This window comes from Acidicapsa acidisoli, from assembly GCF_025685625.1.
Lineage (GTDB): Bacteria > Acidobacteriota > Terriglobia > Terriglobales > Acidobacteriaceae > Acidicapsa > Acidicapsa acidisoli.
The window spans coordinates 1,598,005-1,619,781 of sequence record NZ_JAGSYI010000002.1 but is presented as its reverse complement, the minus strand read 5'-3'; the positions used below and the strand labels follow the sequence as shown (position 1 = coordinate 1,619,781).

Genomic DNA, 21,777 nt, shown 5'->3' with positions numbered 1-21,777 from the left:
GATCATCGGCAAGGGGTACTCAGGGTGAGAGTTGGCCTTTCGCTTGTCCGGAGGTGGCGCCATCATGATCGATACTTAATTCCTCTATGAAGGTCATCTGGAGTGCCAGGATGTTGCAGGTGTCGCGCCCAAGCAAGTAGCCATTCGCAGTCAGCAAGTTAAATAGTGGTCTGCGATTGGCTGAGGTTAAATGTGTATGTTCAAAATGAATACAAACGGGCGGTATCGGCAATTTCAACGCCATGCGGACCACGTCAGCATCGAAGCCTTCTGCGTCGATTTGCAGGAGGTCTATATTGGACAGGCCAAGTTCGGTCACGAGTGAGGAGAGAGAGCGGCAGGGCACAATAATTCGCTCGATCTCATAAGGCTTCGTACCATGGGCTTCCAAGTGCTTCCGGGAAAATGAAGCTATTTGAAGTGTTAAATCGGCATCAGAATCCGAGATGTCGGTTCTTTTGACTCGGTAGAGATATGCCTCGCCATTCTGATAACCAATCGCGCTTTGGATGAGAGTGACGTTAGGCAGTCCCGCATAGGTGTGTTGCAAGCGAGCAAATGAGTAGGGATTCGGTTCTACGAGAATTGCGCGCGTCATCCCCTTTGCGACGTGGTGATAGATAGGATCATTCGTTACGCCATCGCAAGCGCCAATTTGCAGGATAGTACTCTTCTCTCCGCGCGAATTGTAACTCGCCAGAATCAGGTCCAGCGGCTTGAGCGTGACAGACGGCAACCGGCGACGAACCTCGAACTCGTACGGCGTCTGATCCATCCATTCCCGAATGAGACGGTAAAGCCGGAGACGCAGTATTCGGAATTCTTGCCTCCATAACCAATCCAGAAAGGCCAGGAAGGTCTTGGAGTTCTGTCTTTGGGCCGAGAGAGTGGCTTCTAATGTCATCGATCTGAAGCAGCCTCTGTGCAACGTTCCGATAATTGTTGGGATTCTGCTGAGAGTAGTCGTGGGTCAATACGTCTTCAACGATGCCATGCAAACAGTGCCCGTTGCCGCGATTGGCGGGTGCGGCATTCCTTTATTCTGGAGAAGAATGGCGGTCAGTTTTGAGCCCATTTGACGGGCTGGCGTTGCCTCTCGGGAAGTTGTTTCGCGGCGGATTGCCAGGAAGATACTTTCTTGTCATAGATGTTGTTAACTGCTCTGGCCTTGATATCCCACTGGTATTCGAGACTGCGGCGAAGTGCGCCACAGGCGAGCGGAAACCGAAAGCTTTCATCGTTCATCCGGATCAAGGCGTCGCGAATGCCCGCTATGATTTCGAGCCTTGAGCAGGCTGGAACTCTGATCCCGCAATCTGCGTGAATTGCGTCGGTGAATCCGCAGTGGTTCGGACAGACTACTGGAAGTCCATTCGCCAACGCCTCAACAAGGACAGTGGATGTGAGATCGTAAACGCTAGTGATAGCCAATACGTGCGCTGTCTGCATTTGCCGTAGGACGGTTTCGCGAGCAACCTGGCCGAGCCAGTCACAGCGGTCGTGGATGCCAATTGCACATGCCATCCTCCGCCACTTTGTCGAATACGGTCCGCTGCCAATGATCGTCAATTTCCAGTTCAGCTCGGGGGGAAGCATCTGCAGCGCCGCGAGCAAAAATGGAAGTGCCTTGCCGGGAACGAGATTGCCGCACCAAAGGATGGCGAGCGGCTCGGCGGAGGTTCTTTGAGCCGGTGTGTTTCTGGTGACGGGTGGTAGTCCGATCTCACAGGCGACGGTCGATTCCTGGCCGTAGAATCGTTTGATTTCTTTTTGAATTCCAGTGGTGGCCGCGATGATTCCTCCCTCAGCTCTGGCGAATGCCAGTTTTGGAGTTCTTGAAAATCGCCTGTCCCGGTCGTTGAGCAGATTTCTGGCCAGAAAGTAAAGTGCGCCGCGAACTCCGAGCGCGGGGAGAAGCGCCCATGTGGTCTGTTCAAGTCCACCGATCGGACCCCATACAAATGGCGCGTCGAGCTTCCATAACAAACCGGGTACCCTGAATCCAACATAAGTGAGTTGGTGAACGATATCAAAGCGTATGCCCTTGTGGAGATCTCTGCCTACTTCGTACGCTGCCCTTTGCCACTGTTTCCTGTATGTGTATAGGTATGCAGGAGGCCAGACTTTTTCCACCGTCTTATATCGTAACCGGGGGATGTAGTGGAATTTCATCCTGCTCCGAAGCTCCGGCCTTCGCATTAATTCCGATTCGATTTCATCCTTACAGTCCGATCCTGTGAGTACCCAAAGATCGTGATATCTCGATATAGCCTCTACCCATCCCCATCCCACTCCATATTCCGATCCTCTCGAAGGGCTGCAGGCATAGGCGCTGACCAGAACCTTGAGCCGGGGGCCATTCGGGATCTCGCGTGTTGCAGGATAGTCTTTCGCATTGCCTTCTGCATCAAGTTGTGTGAATAAAGTATGTGACATGATGCGTGATCGTATTCGCGGGAATGTTGTACAATACCGAAACGTTCGAATTAGCCCGCCGCCCTAAGGCGAGCTGCGTCTTCTCGAACATATAGGTACGACGGGACAGGCGCTCGTCGTACAAGCGATCTGCGAACCAGGGAGATAGAAAGCGTCTCAAGATAGACATATACTGCGACCATTACGAGCAAGTCCACCGCGAAGCTGGCCGTGGTGGTCTCCGGTATGGCACGGACCGTGAAGAACATCATCACCGTGCCGGACTCCAGCACGCAAATGCGATCCTCCGGACTGAGTCGATCACTCCTCTTATGCACCCGGAAGAACAGTATCCATCCTGCGAACCATGAGACGAAATACGGAATGCCGCCAGCGATTCCTGCGTTGAGCAGAGCTTGAAGATAGGAATTGTGGACGTGCTCTCCGATGGTCAGGCGATCTGTCCACTGACCACGGCCAAATAGAGGAGAGTCCTCGAATGCAACCAGGCCATGTTCGTAGGCGCGCGTCCTTCCGGTCATGCTGAGGAACTCTTCTCGGGACTGACCTCGCTCCAGATATGTGGCAATCTGGTCTGATAGAGCTGCGGGAGTGTCCAGCAGGAAAATTACAAGAATGGCCAGGACTGCAAACGGAAGCGCATAACGGCGCATACGCGACGAGACGAGGAGAGCGAACAGCAGCGCAGCCACTGAGCCAAAAACCGCGCCGCGCGATTGCATCCGGTACACGATGAAGAAGGACGCCGCTGAAGCGCAAATGAAGAATAGAAAGAGGCTGACGCGGCGACTGTGATACGCCCTTACGAGGCACACGAGGCCTGGAACCGCCGCCCACCGTGCTACCCCGGATGACCGTGAAAGTCCGTTTAATTCCGCAAGAACGCCATAGCCTGTCGCTGTTTCACCAAATACGGAGTTTCGAGCCTGATACCCGATGATCGCGGCGACTACAAACGTTGCCACCCATGTGACCTGAAGCATCTGCCGGACGGATCCAACAGGATTGCGACGATCGACGAATGTCCACGCTACGAGTATGGTAGCGAGGAAATCCATCGACCAATATAAGGACCACTGCGGGTCGGGTGAGTAGATAGCGGAGAGCGCAGCGAAGACGCCATAGACCATCAGGAGCCGCGATGGTGCACTTCTTGGAATCTGAATCTTTTTATGCCCAAGAAGGAGAAAGGCGGAGAGCGGAAGCACTGCGTACGGGAGACAGGCACGTATACAGAGTTGCCAGTCATTGAGATTGGACGGCGGCAAGATGTTCCCTAAACCCGTATTCAGGTTGACCCAAAGGCACGTCCACAGGATGAGCGCAGAGGCGGGCGCGTGCAGAAAGCGAGAGGATCTCTGCGGAGCGGCATAGGAAAACGAGGTCATCGCCATCTCTGTCCACCAGTGGGAAGCGATTGACGATTTTCAGCAGCCATGACGCCTTTTGTCGTGCAATGGACGAAGGTGATTATCAAGGTCGAAGGTACTCCATCATGATTTAATGCGAGTCGGTGTTTGCCTCGTGGTCTGAAGTCTTGGCATGGGATATAGGAAATCTGCATGTGCGTGTTGAAGATGAATATGCAGCGCATTTGCCTTGTTAATCGTCTCCAGCTTTGACTAGATACTCTGCCATCACTCGTCCAACAGCCTTCTCTCCGCACTTATCTCTCCACCAGCCCAGGCTTCGCAGTCTGGCCTCTTCGAGTGAGGCATTGTCGTAGAGATAGGGTTCAACTACTCGCGGAAGATCGCTCCAGTCCTTGATTCGGAGGACGGGAGCGCCATCGTAGAACCACTCATCGGTCAGGTGTTCGCACACAACAAGGCAACCAGCGCGCAGGCCCTCGAAAAAGCGGAAGGAGTCTAAGACCGTGCCTCGGGGTGCGAGGCATATCTTCGAATCCATCAACCTTTGCGAATAGCTGTCGTACTCTGGCGGGCGGTGTACAGGAGAGCTCTTAACCTCTCCTCCGTCGAAGCAAAAGTGGGGGTCGCGCTCTATCATCTGCGCAATTACGCGGAACATCTTGCGTCTGGAAATCACTTTTGGAGATGGGATCAATTTACGCCAGAAAGTCATTTCCAGGTTGATTCCACCCGCAAAGAAGCAGTGAAAAGGACGGTCGTGCATTTTCTTCTGAGGCAATGCTTGCTGTTGACCATATCCCTCAGGAACGTCCAGCGCATGAATTCTGGAGTGCACGCGCTGAGGCCACTTCCGAGGCACAAATGTGGATTCCCAGCGGGATCGCAAATGGAGCGCCCAGTTTCGTATGAATTTCAGCCACAGAACGAAATGGAGATGATCGAGTTTCCACCATGTGCTCGAACCGAATACAGGTCGCAGTCGATGGGTCTTAAACACGGCTCGTACATGTCGTATATACCGCGGCATCAGGCCGAACTCTTCTCCAAGAAGTAATACCGCCACGCGGGGACCGTATTCCGGAAGTGCGTGGTGGTTGTAAGTCAGATAGAGATGCAAAGGGTCTTGAAGATATTCCTCAGGCAAGAGCCGGTCCATCTCCGCCAGGACTTGCCCATAGTAACGGCAATCGATGGGTAACGAATCATCCCATACAGGCGGATACCACTCTTTAATTGGACGATCTGCCGAAATCAGGAAATAACGACACTTCAAACGATGCGCCGAAGTTCTCTCAGACTCTTCCGGTATAGCGAGCCTGCTATCGCTTTTGTCCATACGATGGTTGTTCCTCGCGGTCCTGAAAGCGAAGGTGTTGAAGTTGATCGGGAGCTTTTCTCGAAGCTTCGAATGTCGACTGCGGTCTCGAAGATGCGGTATGGTTTCCAACTAAGAATGGCGCCTCAATATTGCCCAGGGCGCGCTCGAGCAGGCTTGTATTGCGCTGCAATAAGCCGCTGCAAACGGACATCACCAGGCGAATGGCAAGGCCTAGATAGCACCGAGAGAGTGAAAGGCGATGTTTTCGGACGAAGTAGATGCGGTTGCGGACCTCGAAACGCCCAAACTGCCGCGCGGATACTCTTCCACCTGGGGATGGAAAGTGGCTGAATCCTGCATTTGCCACAACGGCTAGCCGGCCCATGCGGCTGATGGAATAAGTGAAGTCCAGATCTTCGAGATAGCTATAACTGTCAAAAGCCTCGTCAAAGATATTGTTGCTGAATACCTCGCGACGAAAGATCACGGCTGTGGAGGGAATCCAGTCCACGAATTGCGTCTCGTCAATTTCACCGATCATCGATTGCCAACCGCTGAGAGATACGGTGCCAGGTCTGGCGGAGTATAAGCCGAGCTGCTTGGCCAAAACGCTGTGTTTCAGGATGGCGCTGCCTCGCCGGGGATAGTTGCGAAGATTGAAGGCTGCTCCGAGGATATCCGGCGCTGCATCTCTCCAGAAGCTGAGCATGTTTGCAAACGCGAGTGGTTCGAATGTGGTGTCGTCATCGACAAAGCCGATAAGTGTCGCAGAAGGCTCGCAGGCTCGGATGCCCGCGTTTCGCTGGGCTGAAGCCGATGGCGGCCAATGCCTAAGATAACGTGTTGTCAGCTCGGGAAACTCGGCTATAACGGGCTCGACGGGTTCGCGGCTGGCGTCAACCACGACAATTTCGGTGGGCGCAATCGTTAGGCGGCGTAAGCTCTCCATGAGCTTTCGCAAGTCGTCAGGCCGATCCTTGGTAGCGACGACGAGTGAAATTCGGTGCATCATGGTCTTTGGCTTATGGCGTTGTAACTGATTGTGTAATCTACGGCCGGCTTGTTCTCAATGCAGGCGCGCGCTTCTCGCATGAAAGTCGTTGAGCTGAATCTTTGTGCCTGGGCCGCCAGGTGGGCTCTCATTGCAGATTGGAGTGATGGCTTTTCAAGGACGGCCTGAATCTTCTCAACCGCTTCATCGACACATGAGAACAACAGGCCGGAGTGACGGAGGATTTCAGTCTGGCCTCCGTCACTGGAGGCAAAGACAATTGCGCCTGCCTTGACCATTTCTGCAACCGAGATGCCGAAGGACTCCGCGGCGCAAGTCTGGATTCCATAGCGGCAATTGGCGAGGATCTGCGCTTTTCTGTTGCCGCTGACGCGCCCTTCGAGAACAATCCAGTCGGCGCGTTCCTTGCAGAGCTGCGCGATTCGCCTCCCGTAAGAATCGTTCTCAATCTCACCACACAGGTAAAGCCGAATTGCATGCCCGCGCTGCCGTATGGTTTCCAGGATGGCGATGGCCCGCTCTACCTGCTTCTGTGGCACGATGCGGCCAATCATGACAAACGCCTGTTCCTTCATGTCCCACGGAACATGCGGGAATTCTGTCCAGACAGATGGATACACGACGGCCCTGCACTCGACTTCACAAAACTGCTTCAGGAGGCTGGCAGTCCAGCGGGAATTGGCGATGACTGGATCGTCCCGGAATGCATCCCGACCGGAAGGCCTGCCATATGTGGAAGCGATCCCCAGATAGGCTCTGCGGACCGGCGATTCCCGATAAATCCAGCCCGGCGACGGAGGATGGAGCCGTTTGCGAAGCTCGCGATGCCAACTGAAGTCAGCCACGAAGTGCACTGCGGGTAGGCCCCAATCCGTTGGATTGTACGCGCTGATTCGAAGATCATATTCGCCGGCGATCTGACGCGCAAAACGCTGATAACACGCTCCCCGCAGAGCTGCGGCGCTTAGATGGCGAATCAGAAACGGCACCGGGGCGAGACGAATTTTGACCTCGTCTTCCCTGATCCGAGTTCCGTAATAGTTGTTCAAGGCTGCCAGATCCCAGCCTCCGGTCGTCACGACTGTTACTTCATAATCCCTCTTCAGCGCCTCGATCAACCACATCACCGTGGATTCCGAGCCGCCAAATCCCAGCCTAGGGTGGCCTATGACGACCTTCTGACGATGGCGGCAGCTTTGAGCAGGGTGTGGGTGAAAAGGCGTTCTCTTTACCTGCTGACGAGCCGCTTCCATGAACTTTGCAGAGCTGAAGATCTCAGAACGCTGCGCCAGATGGGCACGCAAAGCCACTTGCTTCTCAGGACTTGATAACAGCGCGCTGATCTTTTCCACTGCATCGGCCATGTCCGCAAAGAGGAGATCAGAGTGGTCGACGACTTCGGTTTGTCCGCCATCGTTGGGAGCGAAGACAATCGCGCCGGCCTTGACCATTTCTGCAACCGAGATGCCAAAGGACTCCGCGGCACGCGTCTGGATTCCAAACCGGCAACTAGCGAGAATCTGAGCCTTTCTACTTCCACTTACCTTTCCCTCGGGAACAACCCAGTCTGCGTGCTCCTGGCAGAGGCGCGCGATGCGTCTCCCGTAGAGATCATCCCCAATTTGCCCGCATAGGTGAAGCCGAATTACGTGGCCACGAAGCCGTACAGCTTCCAGAACGGCGATCGCCAGTTCAAGCCGCTTCTCCGGCGCAATGCGCCCGATCATCACAAAGGCGTCTTCCTTCTGCTCCCATGGAATATCGGGGAACTCTGTCCAGACGGATGGGTACACGATTGCGGCACAGTCCACGCCGAAAGACTCCTTCATGAGATTGGCCGTCCAGAGGGAATTGGCGATCACCGGATCGTCCCGTAGCACATCTCTGCCGGAAGGGCTGCCATATGCGGAAGCGATTCCCAGATAGGCTTTGCGCACAACGGAATCGCGGTATATCAGGCCCGGCGACGGAGGATCGAGTCGTTCGCGAAGCTCCCGATCCCAACTGAAGTCCGCGATGAAGTGCACCGCTGGCAGTCCCCAGTCTGTGGGATTGTACGCGCTAACTCGTGCATCGTATTCCTCCGCGATTTGGCGCGCAAAATGTTGATAGCATGCGCCGCGAAGGGCTGCGACGCTTAGATTGCGAAACAATCGCGGAACGGGGGCGATGCGAACTTTAACTTCGTCTTCTCGAACGCATGTCCCGTAATAGCCGTTCAGGGCCGCCAAGTCCCAGCCGCCTGTCGTCACGACTGTCACTTCAGAGTCCCTCTTCAGCGCCTCGATCAGCCACATCACGCGTGCTTCTGATCCCCCGCGGCCCAGGCGCGGATGGCCGATTGCAACCTTGAGGCGGGCATTCTTCGTATGGTTATCCATCGCGCCTGGCCATCATGGCTTCCAACACTTTTCTGCGGTCTTCGTTCAGCTCCTGCCAACGGATTGCGACGAAATCATAGCCGACCGGATGTCGCATTCCGTTTATGGCATACAGACGTGTATGCCAGAGAGGCTTCGTATCAAAGCCGAGGAACTCATAGCCGAGTTCAGATAATATGCGGACCGAATGCTGTTCCTGAAAGCTGCCTCCATTCAGGTGACACTCGAACAAGATGACTGGCGGCCGGACCTCGGAGAGCCAGTCCTTCATGGATGCAAGGACCACGGCTTCATGGCCCTCTACGTCGATTTTGATAAGGGCTACCTTCTTACACCCGAGCGCGTGTACGTATTCTCCGGCGTTCTCCGTTCGAACACTGAAGGAGCGTAATGGAGTGTTAGTGTCCCGATTAGGCGGAGACAGTGTTGTCATGCCCATGTTCGTCGTGTCTAATACTGTCATCGCAGCTGAGCCCTTGCGATCCGAGAGCGCACACTCGTGCACCACTGCATTCGCGAAGCCATTGATCAGTAATGAAGTTCGGAGGCACGATGCAACAAGCGGTTGGGGTTCAAATAGATGCACAGTTCCGGCTGGCCCAACGCGCTTCGCGGCTAAAAGGCCAGTTACACCAAAATTGGCGCCGATATCCAAGGCCGTGTCGCCATTCCGTAGCACCGCATTGATTACCGCAGTGATCCGCGGGTCATGTTCTCCCCACAGATACATGGATCGGCCATTGTATTCGTTCACGAATACAACTGCCTGGGCACCGAAGCGAAGCTTTGCGACCACCGCACCTTCGCCGCATACCCACGCGGCAAGCCGCGAATCAGCTATCCGATGGCCCACCTTCACGGTATTCAACTTATGGACCGCGGATGCGAACGTTGTTCGAGCCATTTCTCGCATAAACATCTCAGCTACCGTTATCCTTTCGGCCAAAGAGCGGGAGTGGCAGTACTCTGTTCATCCTCGAATGCAGGGGAGAATGGAGCTGGCGTTTCGCGGGCGAAAACTCCATGATGGGTTTTTCTGAATAGATGCAGAAGACGCTTGCGTACTTCATTTCGGTCGTCCGATGTGAGGAACACGGAGCCGGCAGTGAAGAAGGCCAAAATGCAGGTTCCCACCGCAGAGATAACGGCGCCGAGCCATGTCGGAGTTATCCCCAGGCTCGTGATCCACGCGGGAAATGCGATGGTGAATGCGGCAAGTAAAAGAAAGGGGAGCAGGAGACGGCCGACCACATACCGAAGCGTCAGGTGCGCCTCGCTTCGCGCATTTCGTACGACCAGCGGTGTCATGATCGCAATCAGAGGAACTATTGTTGCGAAAGGGATTGCTGACGGACCCATTCGTCCGAGGAGCGCGATGGCGAGGATGAGAGAAATGATCGCAGTTGCAAGTTGCCCGAGCGACACCGCCTGGAGCCTGTTGGTCGATGTCCCCGATATCGCCAGGACCTGGAGAAAGCCCTCCAGAGCGACGACGATCAGCAGCAGATGTAGAAGCATTGGATCTGTGTGAATGCGACCGTGCGACCAGAATTGAATGAGCCACGCGCCTCCCGACCAAAGAACTGCGGACAGACTAATTGAGATGGCCGCGTCTATGCCGACCGCAATTCGAAATAGCCTACGTAACGAATCCTTGCTGGGTCGGGCTGAAGCCGCTCCAAGTTCGGGGCGCAGTGGCGCTCGCAGCAGAACTACTGTCCCGCGGACCACATTCGAGACAGTTCGCGTCGTGGTGAATAGTGCGACTGCAGGACCTCCTAAAGCGTGGCTCAGTATGACCACCGGGCCTTGCAAGGTAAGTGCGCTTGCAATCATGGAAAGCCCAAACTGGCTCGTCGGCGCTGCAAGATTCCTGGCCGTGCGCCAGTCCGAGTCCCGGATGTGCGGCAGCAAGCCGATGCCCTGCCTGTCGAGGAACCAGGCTGAGAAGACTATTGTGAACAGGGTGCTGCACGCGATTACCACGGAGAGCGCTACAGGACCTGCGCCCATGCTCAATGCAATCGCTGTATCGATGCACGTCAGGAGAGCAAAGGCGTTGTAAATCCACTGGTACTTCGCGAATTCTCCGATTGCGATGTACACGGCAATCAGTTGACGTCCCGGGATATTGGCGAGGAGTGAGACAGCCAGGCCGCAGAAGACCAGGCGGGCGTCGCGCTGACTCAGAACAGTCAGGCCGAGCCATCGGTTGACGCGGAAGTAGAAAAGGGAAGAGGTGATGACGAGAACACCGCCGAGTCCTGCGATCAACAGAGAAGTGGTCCATGCCGTGCCCTGTACGCGCTTGAAAGTGTCCCAGTCCTTCGCTGCGTATGCCATCGTCGCAGCATTGATTGCGGCCGTTGTCACTCCAAAGTCGAGGTTGGCCAGATAATTCACCACGGAGTAAAGAGCCATCCACTCTCCATACGCTGCAACAGACCACAGGCGCAGATACAGCGGCAGGAGAAGCAGATTGCTGACAATCCCCAGACCATATGCGACGGCTCCCGCACCCGTTCCGTGGAGCAGGCGCGCAATGACTCCGGCACGTTTCACTTGACTGATCGGTTCTCCAGGGTGTGCAAATTGGCTCCGCGCGGATCACTTTGCAGTAATTGCCGTTGTGTCATTTGCGGTCCACTCCGGATGATTTCCAATCCCGCGTGAAAGAGGAATTGGGGGCCGTCCAGCAGGTCCCGACGCCAAAGCTTTTTAGGTTCCTTGAGAAAGCGGAAGACCCATTCAAACCCTGCACGGCCCATCCACTCGGGGCAGCGAGGAACGGTCCCGGCGACGAAAGCGAACGCGGCTCCAACGCCGATCGCGGCCGATATGTTGAGTTTCTTGAGCCTGTCATGGATCCAGATATCCTGCTTCGGCATTCCCAATGCGACCCAAAGAACATCCGGCCGGGCTGCATTGATCCGGTCGAGGATTGCGGCATCCTCAGATGGCGCGAGCGGGCGGAATGGCGGAGAATAGCTGCCGACAATCCTATGGCCCGGGTAGTGACGGGCCACCGACTCGCACAGCGCGGCAAGAGTCTGTTCTGTATCGCCATAAAAGAAGCTGCTCAAGTTCCTTTGCGCCGCACGCCTAAGAAACTCCAGCATGATTTCGGCGCCCGGCGCCCGGACCGCATTGCGGTGTCCACGCATCCTGGCCAGCCAGACTGGAGCGATCCCGTCCGGCACCCAAAGCTCTGCTTCATTGAGAATCGACCTGATGCGGGAACTCTTGTGAGCTTCCAGCAGCCCATGGAAACCAGTCACGATTACCTGACGGCAACGTTGATCCCGCATCCCGATCCAGTGTTCGATGTGATCGACTGTACGCTCAACAGAGATGAGATGAACGCGCGAACCGAGTACGTGAACAAACGGTTCTGCACTCGGAGAAAGTTGAGGCTCGTGGGTATTCATGAAATGAGCCTCATGCGAGAGCAATGCCATCGGTTAACCGCGTGGTGAGAAGCTTTCCAAATCGAATGGCGGGATCCTCGATGCAGTGGTAGAGGGCAAACGAAACGAGCGCCGTCAGGAAGATGGATAGGATTGCGCTGGCAGCCAAATATCCGAGATGCAGTCTTATGAAACAAAGCCAAAGGATGGGAATGTGACACACGTAGATGCCGTAGGAATATTGGGCGATCTTCTTACTAAGTTTGTTCAGCCGGTCATTTGAGATGTTCGCGAAGAGAGGAATTGCGATTCCACTCAGACAGCAAAATACCCAATCGCTTGCGAGGTCAAGGTATGGTGGCCACCAGATCCGGTGATCATTTCTGAGCGCGCCACTCAGAGGGACAAACAAGTTCGGGCCATAAACTCGTAGCGCATCTACCAATCGGTAAAGCGCGACAAGGAACATGAGAACAAATACCCAAAGGCCCCCTGGAAGCGATTTCGTCCGGTTCGCCATGAGCCTCCATGCAAAGACGCCTGCCAGGAAGCAAGGAAAATAACGAAGGAGCAGAAAATCGGGGTCGCACTTGCCGCTTCGCAGAACATACTCGAGGCCGGCAGCACCAACGCCTGCAAGCCATATCACAAAAATATTGAGTAGAGATGGGAAATGGCGCGTCCACGAGTAAATGAGCGGCAGAACAACATACATCTGCACTTCAAAAGGCAATGACCAGAGAACGCAGTTGATTGACCTGCTTTGTGTGATGTTTTGAACGAGCAGAAAGTTGGAAATAAGTTCTTGCCAGCCCGGCTGCACAAATCTCCCCGCCCAGGGTACGGAAGGGATACTGAAGCTTATAAACAACAGAATGATGAAAATACTCAGTGGATAAATTCGAAATATCCTTCGAACCATGAATGTGGTGAATAGCTTTTGGCCAGAAAGGCCGAGACGCTCAATGGACAACATCAGCACAAGGGATGTGTGGACGAAGAATAGAAGGACGCCGAAGTGCCCTATATCGCCGAGGCCCCGGATCTTCATCACATTCATCATGTGCTCTGCAAAGACGAGTCCGACTGCAACTGCGCGCAAAAAATCAAGGTTCGGGAGATCTTGAGTCACCTGGCATCGCTGCCATGATGTTGCAGAATCTCCCAGAGTGTAATGAGTCTGTGCTTCAAAAGAAGGAAAGGTCTCGCTGCCTGAGCGACACACAACGCTATCGTCGTTTGGATTTGCCGTTTCGCTTGGCGAGGGCGTGGACCCGGTCATACTTCCGATTTCTCGGTTTGCCCGTAACGATAGTGGCCATAGCGGTAATAGCCATAGTAGGAGTAACCATCGGAAGATGTGCTTTGGCTCACCTGATTAAGAACCACGCCAATAATATTGGAGCGTAGCCGATGCAATACTGAGACCACGGCGGCCACGGCTTTACGCCTGGTTTCACCCGCTCTTGCGACAATGAGCACTCCGTCGGCTGCGGTGGCCATTTGGAGGCACTCCGCAAAGCCCAGCAGTGGCGGTGAATCCAGGATCACCAGGTCGTATTCCTTCGCAAACTCATCCAGCAAAGACGAGAGCCTTGGGCCGATGAGATCGGCGGCGCGATGGGAGCCGGGCCCGGCAGGAAACAGAGTCAGGTTGGGCTTGCCTTCAATCGTAACAACTGCATCTCGCCATGCCATTTCCCCTGTTAACACATTGGAAAGACCCTCTCGCGGAGCAAGCCCGAATTTGGCATGAAGGCTGGGGCGCCGCAGGTCGGCATCTACAAGCAGCGTCTTCTTACCCTGATCGGCATTCGCAATCGCAAGGTGGACTGCCATAGTTGTCTTGCCCTCGGAGGGGGTCGCACTTGTGAGGACGATCGAACGGAGCCTTCCTTCGAAGTCGGACAGTAGAATGGTATTGCGCAAGGTTCGAACAGCCTCTTCAAAGTCCGAGGTCGTCTTGTAGTAGCCGTTTCGATTGCGACCTGGAACAACTTTCGGAATCAAAGCCTCAGTCCGTATGGGGACGGCCGGTCTCGGAAGTTGAGCGGCGACGCGGTCAACGGGCAGCGTCCCAATGACGTCCACGCCGAGAAACCGGCTTGCCTCCTGAGGATCGCGAAGCGTCGTGTCGATGGAATCCAGCAGCACCGCAGCTCCGATCGCAAGTAGAGTCGAAGCGAGAAGGGCCATCAGGAGATTCAGCGTCATGTCGGGAAACACAGGATGCAGTGGCGGCCGCGCAGTATCGGCAATGCTGATGTTGTTATTCTGAAAGCCGGCATTTATATCCGATTCGCGAATTTTCCGAATAAGTTCGTCGTACAAGTTCTTGTCGGCTTCCGCCTCGCGCTTCAACTGTTGATACTCAAACGAACGGGAGTTGAGACGATCCCATTCAGCCTTTGTGTCGGTAACGGTCTTTTGGAGCATTTGTTCGCGATTCAGCGCTTGACGATACTCCACCGCTATTCTCTCGACGATATTGTTTCGCGTGTCTTCGAACTGTTTCTCTACTTCGGCTAGTTCAGAAGCAGCTTTGCGGTACTCAGGATGGGTGGTGCCGTAGGTCGCCTTGACGAGCGCGAAGCGTTGGCGTGCCTGATTGAGAGTATCGCTTAGTTTTGCAAGCGATTCCCCTTGCGACGATACCTGAGCAGCTTCCACTGACCCGGATCTTATGGCGTTCCATGCGGCTTCCTTGCCGACTCTTTGCGCCTGCGCATTGGTGTACTCCGTGTTTAATTGCAGGAGCCGCGCCGAGAGAATGTTCGTTTTCTCTTCCGGGTTGATGACATCCAGATCTTTCTCAAACTGTGCAAGCGCATGACTGGACTGCTCCATCTTTGCCTTCAGTTCATCGAGTTGTTTTTCCATGAATGACGACAAGCTGGCAGAGGACCGAATCTGAATGTTGTATGTGTGAGCGAGATAGGAGTTCGCAATTGCATTGGAGACGTCTGCGGCAAGGCGCGGGTCCGTGGCTCGATAGCTGATGAGAAGAAGATAGGTTCCAGTCGGACGGCTCACTTTAAGCCGCTTTAGGGAAACCGGCGCCGCTGCTAATTCCTGGGCTTTCTTCGGATTTTCGTGGGAGTACCGGCCTTCGAGATTCAGCAGATGGTACTGCTCCGCCACCGGGCGCAGCACTGAGTCTGATTGAATGAGCTTGATCTGCGTCATCAGGAATGCTTCGGTGTCGTCGGCGCCCACGCGTGTCGAGTCCTGCCCAACAACTTCGGATGGAGCCTTGCGGTCGATGTCCACCGTTGTTGTCGACTCATAGATCGGTTGCAACCGCGCGGAGACTACAGCGGTAGCAAGGATGCAGGTCGCAACGAATGCGGCGATCCTCCAGCGATGCCTGCGAAGAATCCACAGGTAGTGCGTCAAGGGAACTGCAGGCGTCTCCGGTTCAAATTCCTGCCGAGAAGCAATCGGCGGGTAAGAGGATACTGCGGAGAGATTTTGGGACTGTTCTGGAGGTATTATTTCCGCCAGGCGCGCTTGATCAGGCATGGATACCCTTCGAAGAACCTATCGGGATAGATAGAGCAGTGCGGTGCCGAAGCCGGCAGCGAGACCGACGCTTGTTTGCAAGACCTTAAGACTGGCCTGCGTGCCGGTCGCATTTGGGATGTAAAGGATGTCGTTTGCCAACAGCGGTACGTCCGGTGACTTGCGATTCAAAATCTTCTTCAGTTCTATGGGTATTTCGTTCCTGCCGCCGCTGCCGCCTTCAACACGGTAGATATATGCCTTATGAGATGCGAAACTATCCAAACCTTCTGAAAGAGCCAGCGCCTTCATCACGCTGCTTTCGGAGCCATCCGTGATGTAGAACGCGCCTGGCTTCTTAACGTTGCCCGCGACGAAGACTCGGCCGGCCTCGGGAACACGAACGTTATCTCCGCCCTGCAGGGTTAAGTTCGATGCTGGATCTTCGGCACGATACAGGGAGGCTACTGAAACGCGCTCAGTCAGGATGGGCGATTTGTCGTCCCCTTTCCCTGCAGGATGGCTCACCAGTATTTCCGAACCAGCATTATCGGTAAGTCCTCCTGCTCTTGAAATGGCATCAAGCAGGGTCACGGTGCCGATGGCTTGAAATGTCGCCGGATTCTTCACCGCTCCCGCAATGGTGATTGGCCGGCTGCGATACTCAATTACCGACACGGTCACAATGGGTTCTACAAGGACATTCTCCTCTACAAGGGCATTCGTAATTGCAGCTTCAAGTTCTGCAGGATAAATGCCGGCGGCCTGGATATGGCGCTGCAACATCGGTAACCTGATCTCGCCGTCGGAACCAACGCGGACAGTGCGTGTCAACTCGGGTTCATCATAAACAGTGATGCCAATCAGGTCATTGTTGCCAATCTTCTCTACTGGAAGATTGGAGTCCTCGCTGAGAGAACTAGCCCCAGCGCCTACGTGGCCAGCAGTTGGTTGCTGTTGTGCGGAGACCAAAGCGGTGAAGGTAAAGGCGAAAAGCAAGAGGAGAGAATATCTCATAAGCGGCTCCCGGATGCCGGTTTGCGGCACACGAACCATTCAAGAAACTCGATGGGACCTTGACAAATTTGTCTAATGGCCACTGTCCGTCTTGATCGTTGTGATCTCCGCAGCCAGTCGTTCTACCTTAATGTCGAGGCTTCTCATTTGTGCGCGAAATTCTGCCATATCTATGTCTCCCTCATCTCCTGGTTGCGGACGATTTAGCAACGCACGCATGGCGTCACGAGTAAGATCTGAAACGCTCCGCGCTCCAGTATCGGAACAAAGCCGCCTAAGCGCCGAATACTCCTCTTCGGACAGCCGGACACTTATCATGCGTGACCGCGGTTTCAGAACTGTCATACCAGAGTCAGTTATTGTTCAGAGGCTGCCGACCACTCTAGTTACTCACGGACAGTGAGCAGTCGACGATGAAAGGAGATGATATTGTCGTGGCTACGCCCGACCAGATATCCACAGCCGGTAGCGAATTTTGACCGGGCTTCGCCCCCGTCTGTCCCAGGCATTCGGGAGAATCCAAGGCAGATCAAGTGTGCAGGCTATTTAGCGATGGAAGTATTTCATCCGGGGCTGACTTACAGCGAAGTGCGATGTAGCGCACGGACAAAGTACAGTTGTTTTTCACACAAACCATATCACGCATGTGCAAGAAATTGCGTAAGACATAATATGCCACTTGTATGACACCATACGCCGAAAGCGGATAAGCGAAGTTAGCGTGCAAGAGAGATGCGTTCCATGGATGGTGAGACGCTGAAGCCAGAGCGAGAGATGGGGAATCTATCATCCCTCGTGGACGCGCTGGAGCATGGATTTCGCTTGCCCGGAGTAAAGAGCGATCATGATACGAAGCTGGTTTACGTGACAGAGTTATAGCGTCTTGCGTCGCCAACGTTAGGTTAGCGACTTGCTGGAGTTGGGGATTGGTTCGCTTCGTAAACCCAGACTGCGATCCCTGCGGCGGCCGCAACAGTTACACCGCCAATGAGGATAATCGTGCCCAGAGCCATCTCGCCACCGTTAAGCTCAATTGATTTCAGATCGATCACGGGAACAGATTTTTCCCCTTTGGTCGCTTCACCCCGCAATACTCCGGAAATCACAACTTTGGTTCCTACATACCTCTTGAGGGCTTTGCCAGTGATCTCATATGTAACATCTTCACTACTAGTGATGTAGTAATGGCCATTTTCGTAGCTGACCATGCCAGGCATATCAGTGACTGCCTGTACGTTTTCGGCCGCTTGCTTCGCGAAGGAGACCAGTGAGCCCGAGTGAACTCTCGCCAAGAGGACGCCGTGATCGTTACTAACCCCAAAACTACCATTCAACGCCGCGACTTGGACGGTGTTTCCCGTCGTCAATGACACCACGCCCCGCGAATCCGGCTCACTCGGAACTACATGCAGGCCGTTTACCTCAAACTGAAACGAAGTGGGGCCTGCCAGTTCGCCTTTTCCTCGCTGCAGCACCAGATGATCTCTGTATAAGGTAGCGAGTGAATTTGTTGACATCGTAATCCGGGTGTCTTTGTCGAGGCGCAGATCCGCGGTAGCCTGTCCGGTTTCCACTACCGATCCGTCAAAGAGCGTTGTATTACTCTTGACGAGATAGTTGTCTACGCGAATGTCTCCACGAGCGCTGGCAGTTCCAATCGAAACTGTCCCGGCAGTCGAATAGGAGACCGTGCACAACAGAACTGCTAAGACCTGCAGTTTTTTGAACATTTCTTGCCTCCCCACCGCACAATGCAGTTACGGTGACTCTTATCGCGCGTGGCACTTCCTGTATACGCCTGAACGATGCAGCTATCAAGCAGCTTCTCCTTTAAATTCAATTAGTGGCGTAATACATATGTCATGCAGAATGACTTAGTAAGAATGCAAACGAAGGCGATTCTGAGGGCAAGAGCTATATATTGTTGAGTTTGAGCTGAAGTCGTCGTATCCCGCGGACGGTTGCACACTGCGGAATAGGTGGGCCAGCGTGAGTTTCAAAATGGAACTGGGAGTGAATTTCCGTGTGTTGACAGCATTATTTCAGGTGTTATGCTTGCGGATTGACTTATGACGTCTCATTTTCGCCGCTCGGTAAATGTCGCACTTCAGATAGCCATCTCTGGAGCATGCTGCGTCGGAATTTGGTGTTCTCTGGAATTCGCCCGAGCCGATCGCTTGTTCCGTGAGGACACCGAGGAGTCAGTTCGTTCGGCGATCCAGTTGGTGCCAGACGGTTGGGAGTACTATATGCGCCTCGCTCAATTCGATCGCGAGCATGCCCGTGACCTGCTGGCCACTGCGGTGGGCTTGAACCACTACAACGCTCAGGGAGATATTGAGTTGGGGCTGAAATATGAGGCAGACGGCGATTATGCCAAGGCTGAGAAAATGCTGCTGGCTGCCTTTGAGGTGGACCATACCTATCTGCCCCGCTGGAGTCTGGCTAACTATTATTTTCGCCGCGACAACTTGCCCGCATTTTGGAAGTGGGCTCGCAGTGCTGCCGAAATGCCCGCGGACGACATTGGTCCGCTATTTGAACTCTGCTGGCGGGTGTCACCAGATCCCAAGACGATCACGATGGCTATCCTGAACGAAAGGCCTGAGCTGATTCGTCAATATCTCGGATTCTTGCTTGCGAAGAACCAACTACAAGCTGTTGCCATCGTTGCCGCGCGCCTTGCCCGCTTCGGTGATCCAAATTCCGATCGTTCTCAGCTTTTCTCTGTTGTAAATCGGCTGGTCGCAGCCAATAATACGGCAGCGGCCAATACATTATGGCGCTTGTTGGTTGAGGAGCATTGGGCTGTGGCCGACAATACTTTGCCGAACAATGCCAACTTCGTTCGGGAACCATTGCCGGTCACCTTCGACTGGTCCCTTCCCGAGTATCCGGGGCTCAATTCCTGGCCAGGTTCTTCCGGCCTGGAGATCGAATTCAGCGGAAACGAGCCGGAGGATTGCACCGTTGCCGAACAAGCGATGGTCCTGTCTCCTGGCAGCTACACGATGACTTACGCCTATCGCACTACCGATATCCCACCTGCTACGGGAATCCGGTGGCAGATAGTAGATACGAAGTCGAATGATATCCTCCTCGACTCTCCGGATCTTTCGAGCGATGAATTGAAGCATTCAACAGTGGCATTCTCTGTCCCGTCTGGGGCTTCCTTCCTCCGGCTGCGGCTTGGATATCGACGCGCTCTCGGAACACCGCGGATTTCGGGAACTCTCGTAGTACTTTCAACTCAAATCGAGGCTCATCTGTAAGCTATGACTTGTCCAACCTGTGGTAGTTACGAGATACGCGCATCGCAGAGCTTCCGCTGGAGCGACGCTTTCCAGAGCATTCGCGGGCGGGAGGCCTTTCGTTGCCGAAAGTGCAGGCTGCGTTTTTTTGCTTCTAACTCCTCTGCATCCGGCTCCGGATCGGTGGTTCAATCGAGTCGCACTCATCGTCCTGCAAAGCTCATGAGCACGCGAAGCAAGAAGCGCCTGGCACGCCGGTTGATTGTGATCTCAATCTTTACAGCGGCGTTCGTTGTGTTCTGGTATTTTCTGCGTTATCTCACGACCGACCGAATCTCTTCGCCAGATGCTGCGCCCACGAGTTCTCAGTCGATCAGGCTCCCAGGCCAGTTCGTGTGATTCTGGGAGATAGCTCATCGTAACTTAGCCGCTGCGGTCGTTCTTACACCGGCTATGCAGACCCTTTTGCAGGTGAGCCTGTCGGGATTGGGGGCGCGGCTTTGCTCTGCATGAGCCGGTCCTCGGTTCGCGTTATAGAAAGGAGCGCGAGGATGGCAAAGATCCAGCCTGAGACAGCCGGCCGGGGAAAGGGGAAATCTACGCATGCATGCAACAGGATCGTGACTAGCCCCAGACCCCATGGATTTCGAATCGCCGCGGGAATGCAAGCGGCGAAGGGAATCAATACTATCAGTAGAAAAGGAACTCCGCCGTCCGCGGCAAACTCAGCCCAGTCGTTGTGGGCATGATTGGCGTAAAACGGAAAATCCTTGACTGCGTATCGCTGATAAACCTCCGGGAAGGTGCCGAGGCCGTAACCGGTCAGCGGCCGCTGTCTCGTCATATCGGTGGCAGCCGCAAGGAACTCCCGACGCGCGAGATAGGAGCCGTTCTGCTGAAAACGGAGCCAGACCCTCTCCCATCCAACAGCGGCAGTGAGCGAAATCGCAAGCAAAGGAATCATCAACAGGACTGCTGCTGTTGAGCGCGAAGTCAGGCCGGTCTCTGGATCTCGCAATTTCACCAAACCAATCACAAGCATCGCGAACACTTCCGCCGTGCAAAGGATCGCGCCGGTTCGTGAAGCAGAGCCGATCACCGATGCATAGAGAAAGCCTCCGGAAAGCCCATACCACCAGCATCGCCAACCCTCCCGTAGAGCTCGCCAGAGGGCGATCGGCAGGGCGAGTTCTACAAACTGTGCGTAATTGTTATATGAGGGAAACGTTGCGTAGACATCCGGATATCCGGTCGGAAAAACCCAGAGAACGCGACCTTCGGAGGTGAACAATTGTGTGAGGCAGAGCAAAGCCATCGCCGTCGCGAAACAGAGAAACGCGCTGAGCAAGTTTCGACGAGCCGTGCGATTGACGGCGATATTTTGCGTGAGGAAAAACACGCCCGCGAGAGCGCCCCAGCGCAAGACAGCTTCCCGTGTTTCCACGGTGGAAGCGGTGGTATGCACAAGGATCTGCAGGATGCCCCAGAGAGGGATCATGTACACGAGCCATGACATCATGCCACGGTCCGGGTAGTCTCGCCCCCGGCGAATACCCGCAAGAAGATACAAGGCGAGAAGGGCGTAGATGCCGATCTGAAAGGATTGCGGAGCCCAGGCCTCGCGCACAAAGACGGTTGCGGTGGAAAAGGCAAGTAAGAGAAACAGGGACACGCCCACAATTACCGGCGTGCGTCTGTCAGCCCTGACTGCCGGACGATCCAACCCGGCATCCGCGCGAATGGAGATAACTGGCAACGCGATCATTGTATGCCAGATGCGCAAACTAGAAGGGGATGATTTTTCACATCCGAGCTTTGGCCGAAGGGCTGGACTTGCCTCCGACTGGATGGAAGTTGTATGGCGTGTGTGCTCGACTGGAAATAAGTCACCCTGGCTTTTCAGCTTCGCGAACTGAGCTCAAACCTCACAGCAAAAAGCAATTGGGCGACCTCGCGCCACACCACCAACTCCGCCAGCATACTGTAATACACCGTGTCCTACTTGAAAAGTCCTCCAGCGAAGTCGATAGTTTCCCTGGACAAGACGGGGCAGGTACTGCTCAGAGTAGAATTTTTTCTAA

General features: G+C 54.5%; 16 protein-coding genes and 1 pseudogene. 2 read left to right on the top strand and 15 right to left on the bottom strand.

Annotation, left to right across the window (positions count from 1 at the left end; translation table 11 throughout):
• Positions 1–19: 19 nt before the first annotated feature.
• The 13 genes and pseudogenes from OHL23_RS16485 to OHL23_RS28900 form a co-directional block, all read right to left on the bottom strand.
• Complete coding sequence (locus tag OHL23_RS16485) at positions 20–904, bottom strand: FkbM family methyltransferase (RefSeq protein WP_263353007.1); 885 nt, start codon at positions 902–904, stop codon at positions 20–22.
• 155 nt (positions 905–1,059) lie between these two features.
• Positions 1,060–1,986 carry a glycosyltransferase gene (locus tag OHL23_RS16480; protein WP_263353006.1) on the bottom strand — a complete coding sequence of 309 codons (927 nt, stop codon included), beginning with the start codon at positions 1,984–1,986 and terminating at the stop codon, positions 1,060–1,062.
• A gap of 500 nt (positions 1,987–2,486) precedes the next feature.
• Entirely contained in the window at positions 2,487–3,824 is a 1,338-nt protein-coding gene (locus OHL23_RS16475; protein WP_263353005.1) for an O-antigen ligase family protein, read from the bottom strand.
• A gap of 214 nt (positions 3,825–4,038) precedes the next feature.
• Complete coding sequence (locus OHL23_RS16470; protein ID WP_263353004.1) at positions 4,039–4,347, bottom strand: hypothetical protein; 309 nt, start codon at positions 4,345–4,347, stop codon at positions 4,039–4,041.
• A gap of 781 nt (positions 4,348–5,128) precedes the next feature.
• Complete coding sequence (locus tag OHL23_RS16465; protein ID WP_263353003.1) at positions 5,129–6,139, bottom strand: glycosyltransferase family 2 protein; 1,011 nt, start codon at positions 6,137–6,139, stop codon at positions 5,129–5,131.
• Entirely contained in the window at positions 6,136–8,520 is a 2,385-nt protein-coding gene (locus OHL23_RS16460; protein ID WP_263353002.1) for a glycosyltransferase family 4 protein, read from the bottom strand. The genes OHL23_RS16465 and OHL23_RS16460 overlap by 4 nt, the downstream gene beginning before the upstream one ends.
• Entirely contained in the window at positions 8,513–9,424 is a 912-nt protein-coding gene (locus OHL23_RS16455) for an FkbM family methyltransferase (protein WP_263353001.1), read from the bottom strand. The genes OHL23_RS16460 and OHL23_RS16455 overlap by 8 nt, the downstream gene beginning before the upstream one ends.
• A 26-nt stretch (positions 9,425–9,450) precedes the next feature.
• Positions 9,451–11,082, bottom strand: coding sequence for a lipopolysaccharide biosynthesis protein (locus OHL23_RS16450; RefSeq protein ID WP_263353000.1), 1,632 nt, complete (start codon positions 11,080–11,082; stop codon positions 9,451–9,453).
• Positions 11,079–11,948 carry a WecB/TagA/CpsF family glycosyltransferase gene (locus tag OHL23_RS16445; RefSeq protein WP_263352999.1) on the bottom strand — a complete coding sequence of 290 codons (870 nt, stop codon included), beginning with the start codon at positions 11,946–11,948 and terminating at the stop codon, positions 11,079–11,081. Before OHL23_RS16445 ends, OHL23_RS16450 begins: the two co-directional genes overlap by 4 nt.
• A 10-nt stretch (positions 11,949–11,958) precedes the next feature.
• Positions 11,959–13,059 (bottom strand): acyltransferase family protein, encoded by a 1,101-nt coding sequence (locus OHL23_RS16440; RefSeq protein ID WP_263352998.1) that lies wholly within the window; start codon positions 13,057–13,059, stop codon positions 11,959–11,961.
• 146 nt (positions 13,060–13,205) lie between these two features.
• A complete protein-coding gene (locus OHL23_RS16435) occupies positions 13,206–15,449 on the bottom strand; it encodes a GumC family protein (RefSeq protein ID WP_263352997.1) in 2,244 nt (747 codons plus the stop codon).
• Positions 15,450–15,467: 18 nt separating this feature from the next.
• Entirely contained in the window at positions 15,468–16,445 is a 978-nt protein-coding gene (locus OHL23_RS16430; protein ID WP_263352996.1) for a polysaccharide biosynthesis/export family protein, read from the bottom strand.
• A gap of 210 nt (positions 16,446–16,655) precedes the next feature.
• Positions 16,656–16,763: pseudogene (locus OHL23_RS28900) on the bottom strand (ribbon-helix-helix protein, CopG family); the annotation flags it as partial.
• Between the two features lie 414 nt (positions 16,764–17,177).
• On the opposite strand from OHL23_RS28900, the gene OHL23_RS16425 reads away from it, so the two are divergent.
• Positions 17,178–17,324 (top strand): hypothetical protein, encoded by a 147-nt coding sequence (locus OHL23_RS16425; protein ID WP_263352995.1) that lies wholly within the window; start codon positions 17,178–17,180, stop codon positions 17,322–17,324.
• 23 nt (positions 17,325–17,347) lie between these two features.
• Here the strand turns inward: OHL23_RS16425 and OHL23_RS16420 are convergent, their stop codons facing one another.
• Positions 17,348–18,175 (bottom strand): hypothetical protein, encoded by an 828-nt coding sequence (locus tag OHL23_RS16420; protein WP_263352994.1) that lies wholly within the window; start codon positions 18,173–18,175, stop codon positions 17,348–17,350.
• Between the two features lie 519 nt (positions 18,176–18,694).
• On the opposite strand from OHL23_RS16420, the gene OHL23_RS16415 reads away from it, so the two are divergent.
• Positions 18,695–19,717, top strand: coding sequence for a tetratricopeptide repeat protein (locus OHL23_RS16415; RefSeq protein WP_263352993.1), 1,023 nt, complete (start codon positions 18,695–18,697; stop codon positions 19,715–19,717).
• A 430-nt stretch (positions 19,718–20,147) separates the two neighbouring features.
• Here the strand turns inward: OHL23_RS16415 and OHL23_RS16410 are convergent, their stop codons facing one another.
• A complete protein-coding gene (locus tag OHL23_RS16410; protein WP_263352992.1) occupies positions 20,148–21,461 on the bottom strand; it encodes an O-antigen ligase family protein in 1,314 nt (437 codons plus the stop codon).
• Between the last annotated feature and the right edge of the window lie 316 nt (positions 21,462–21,777).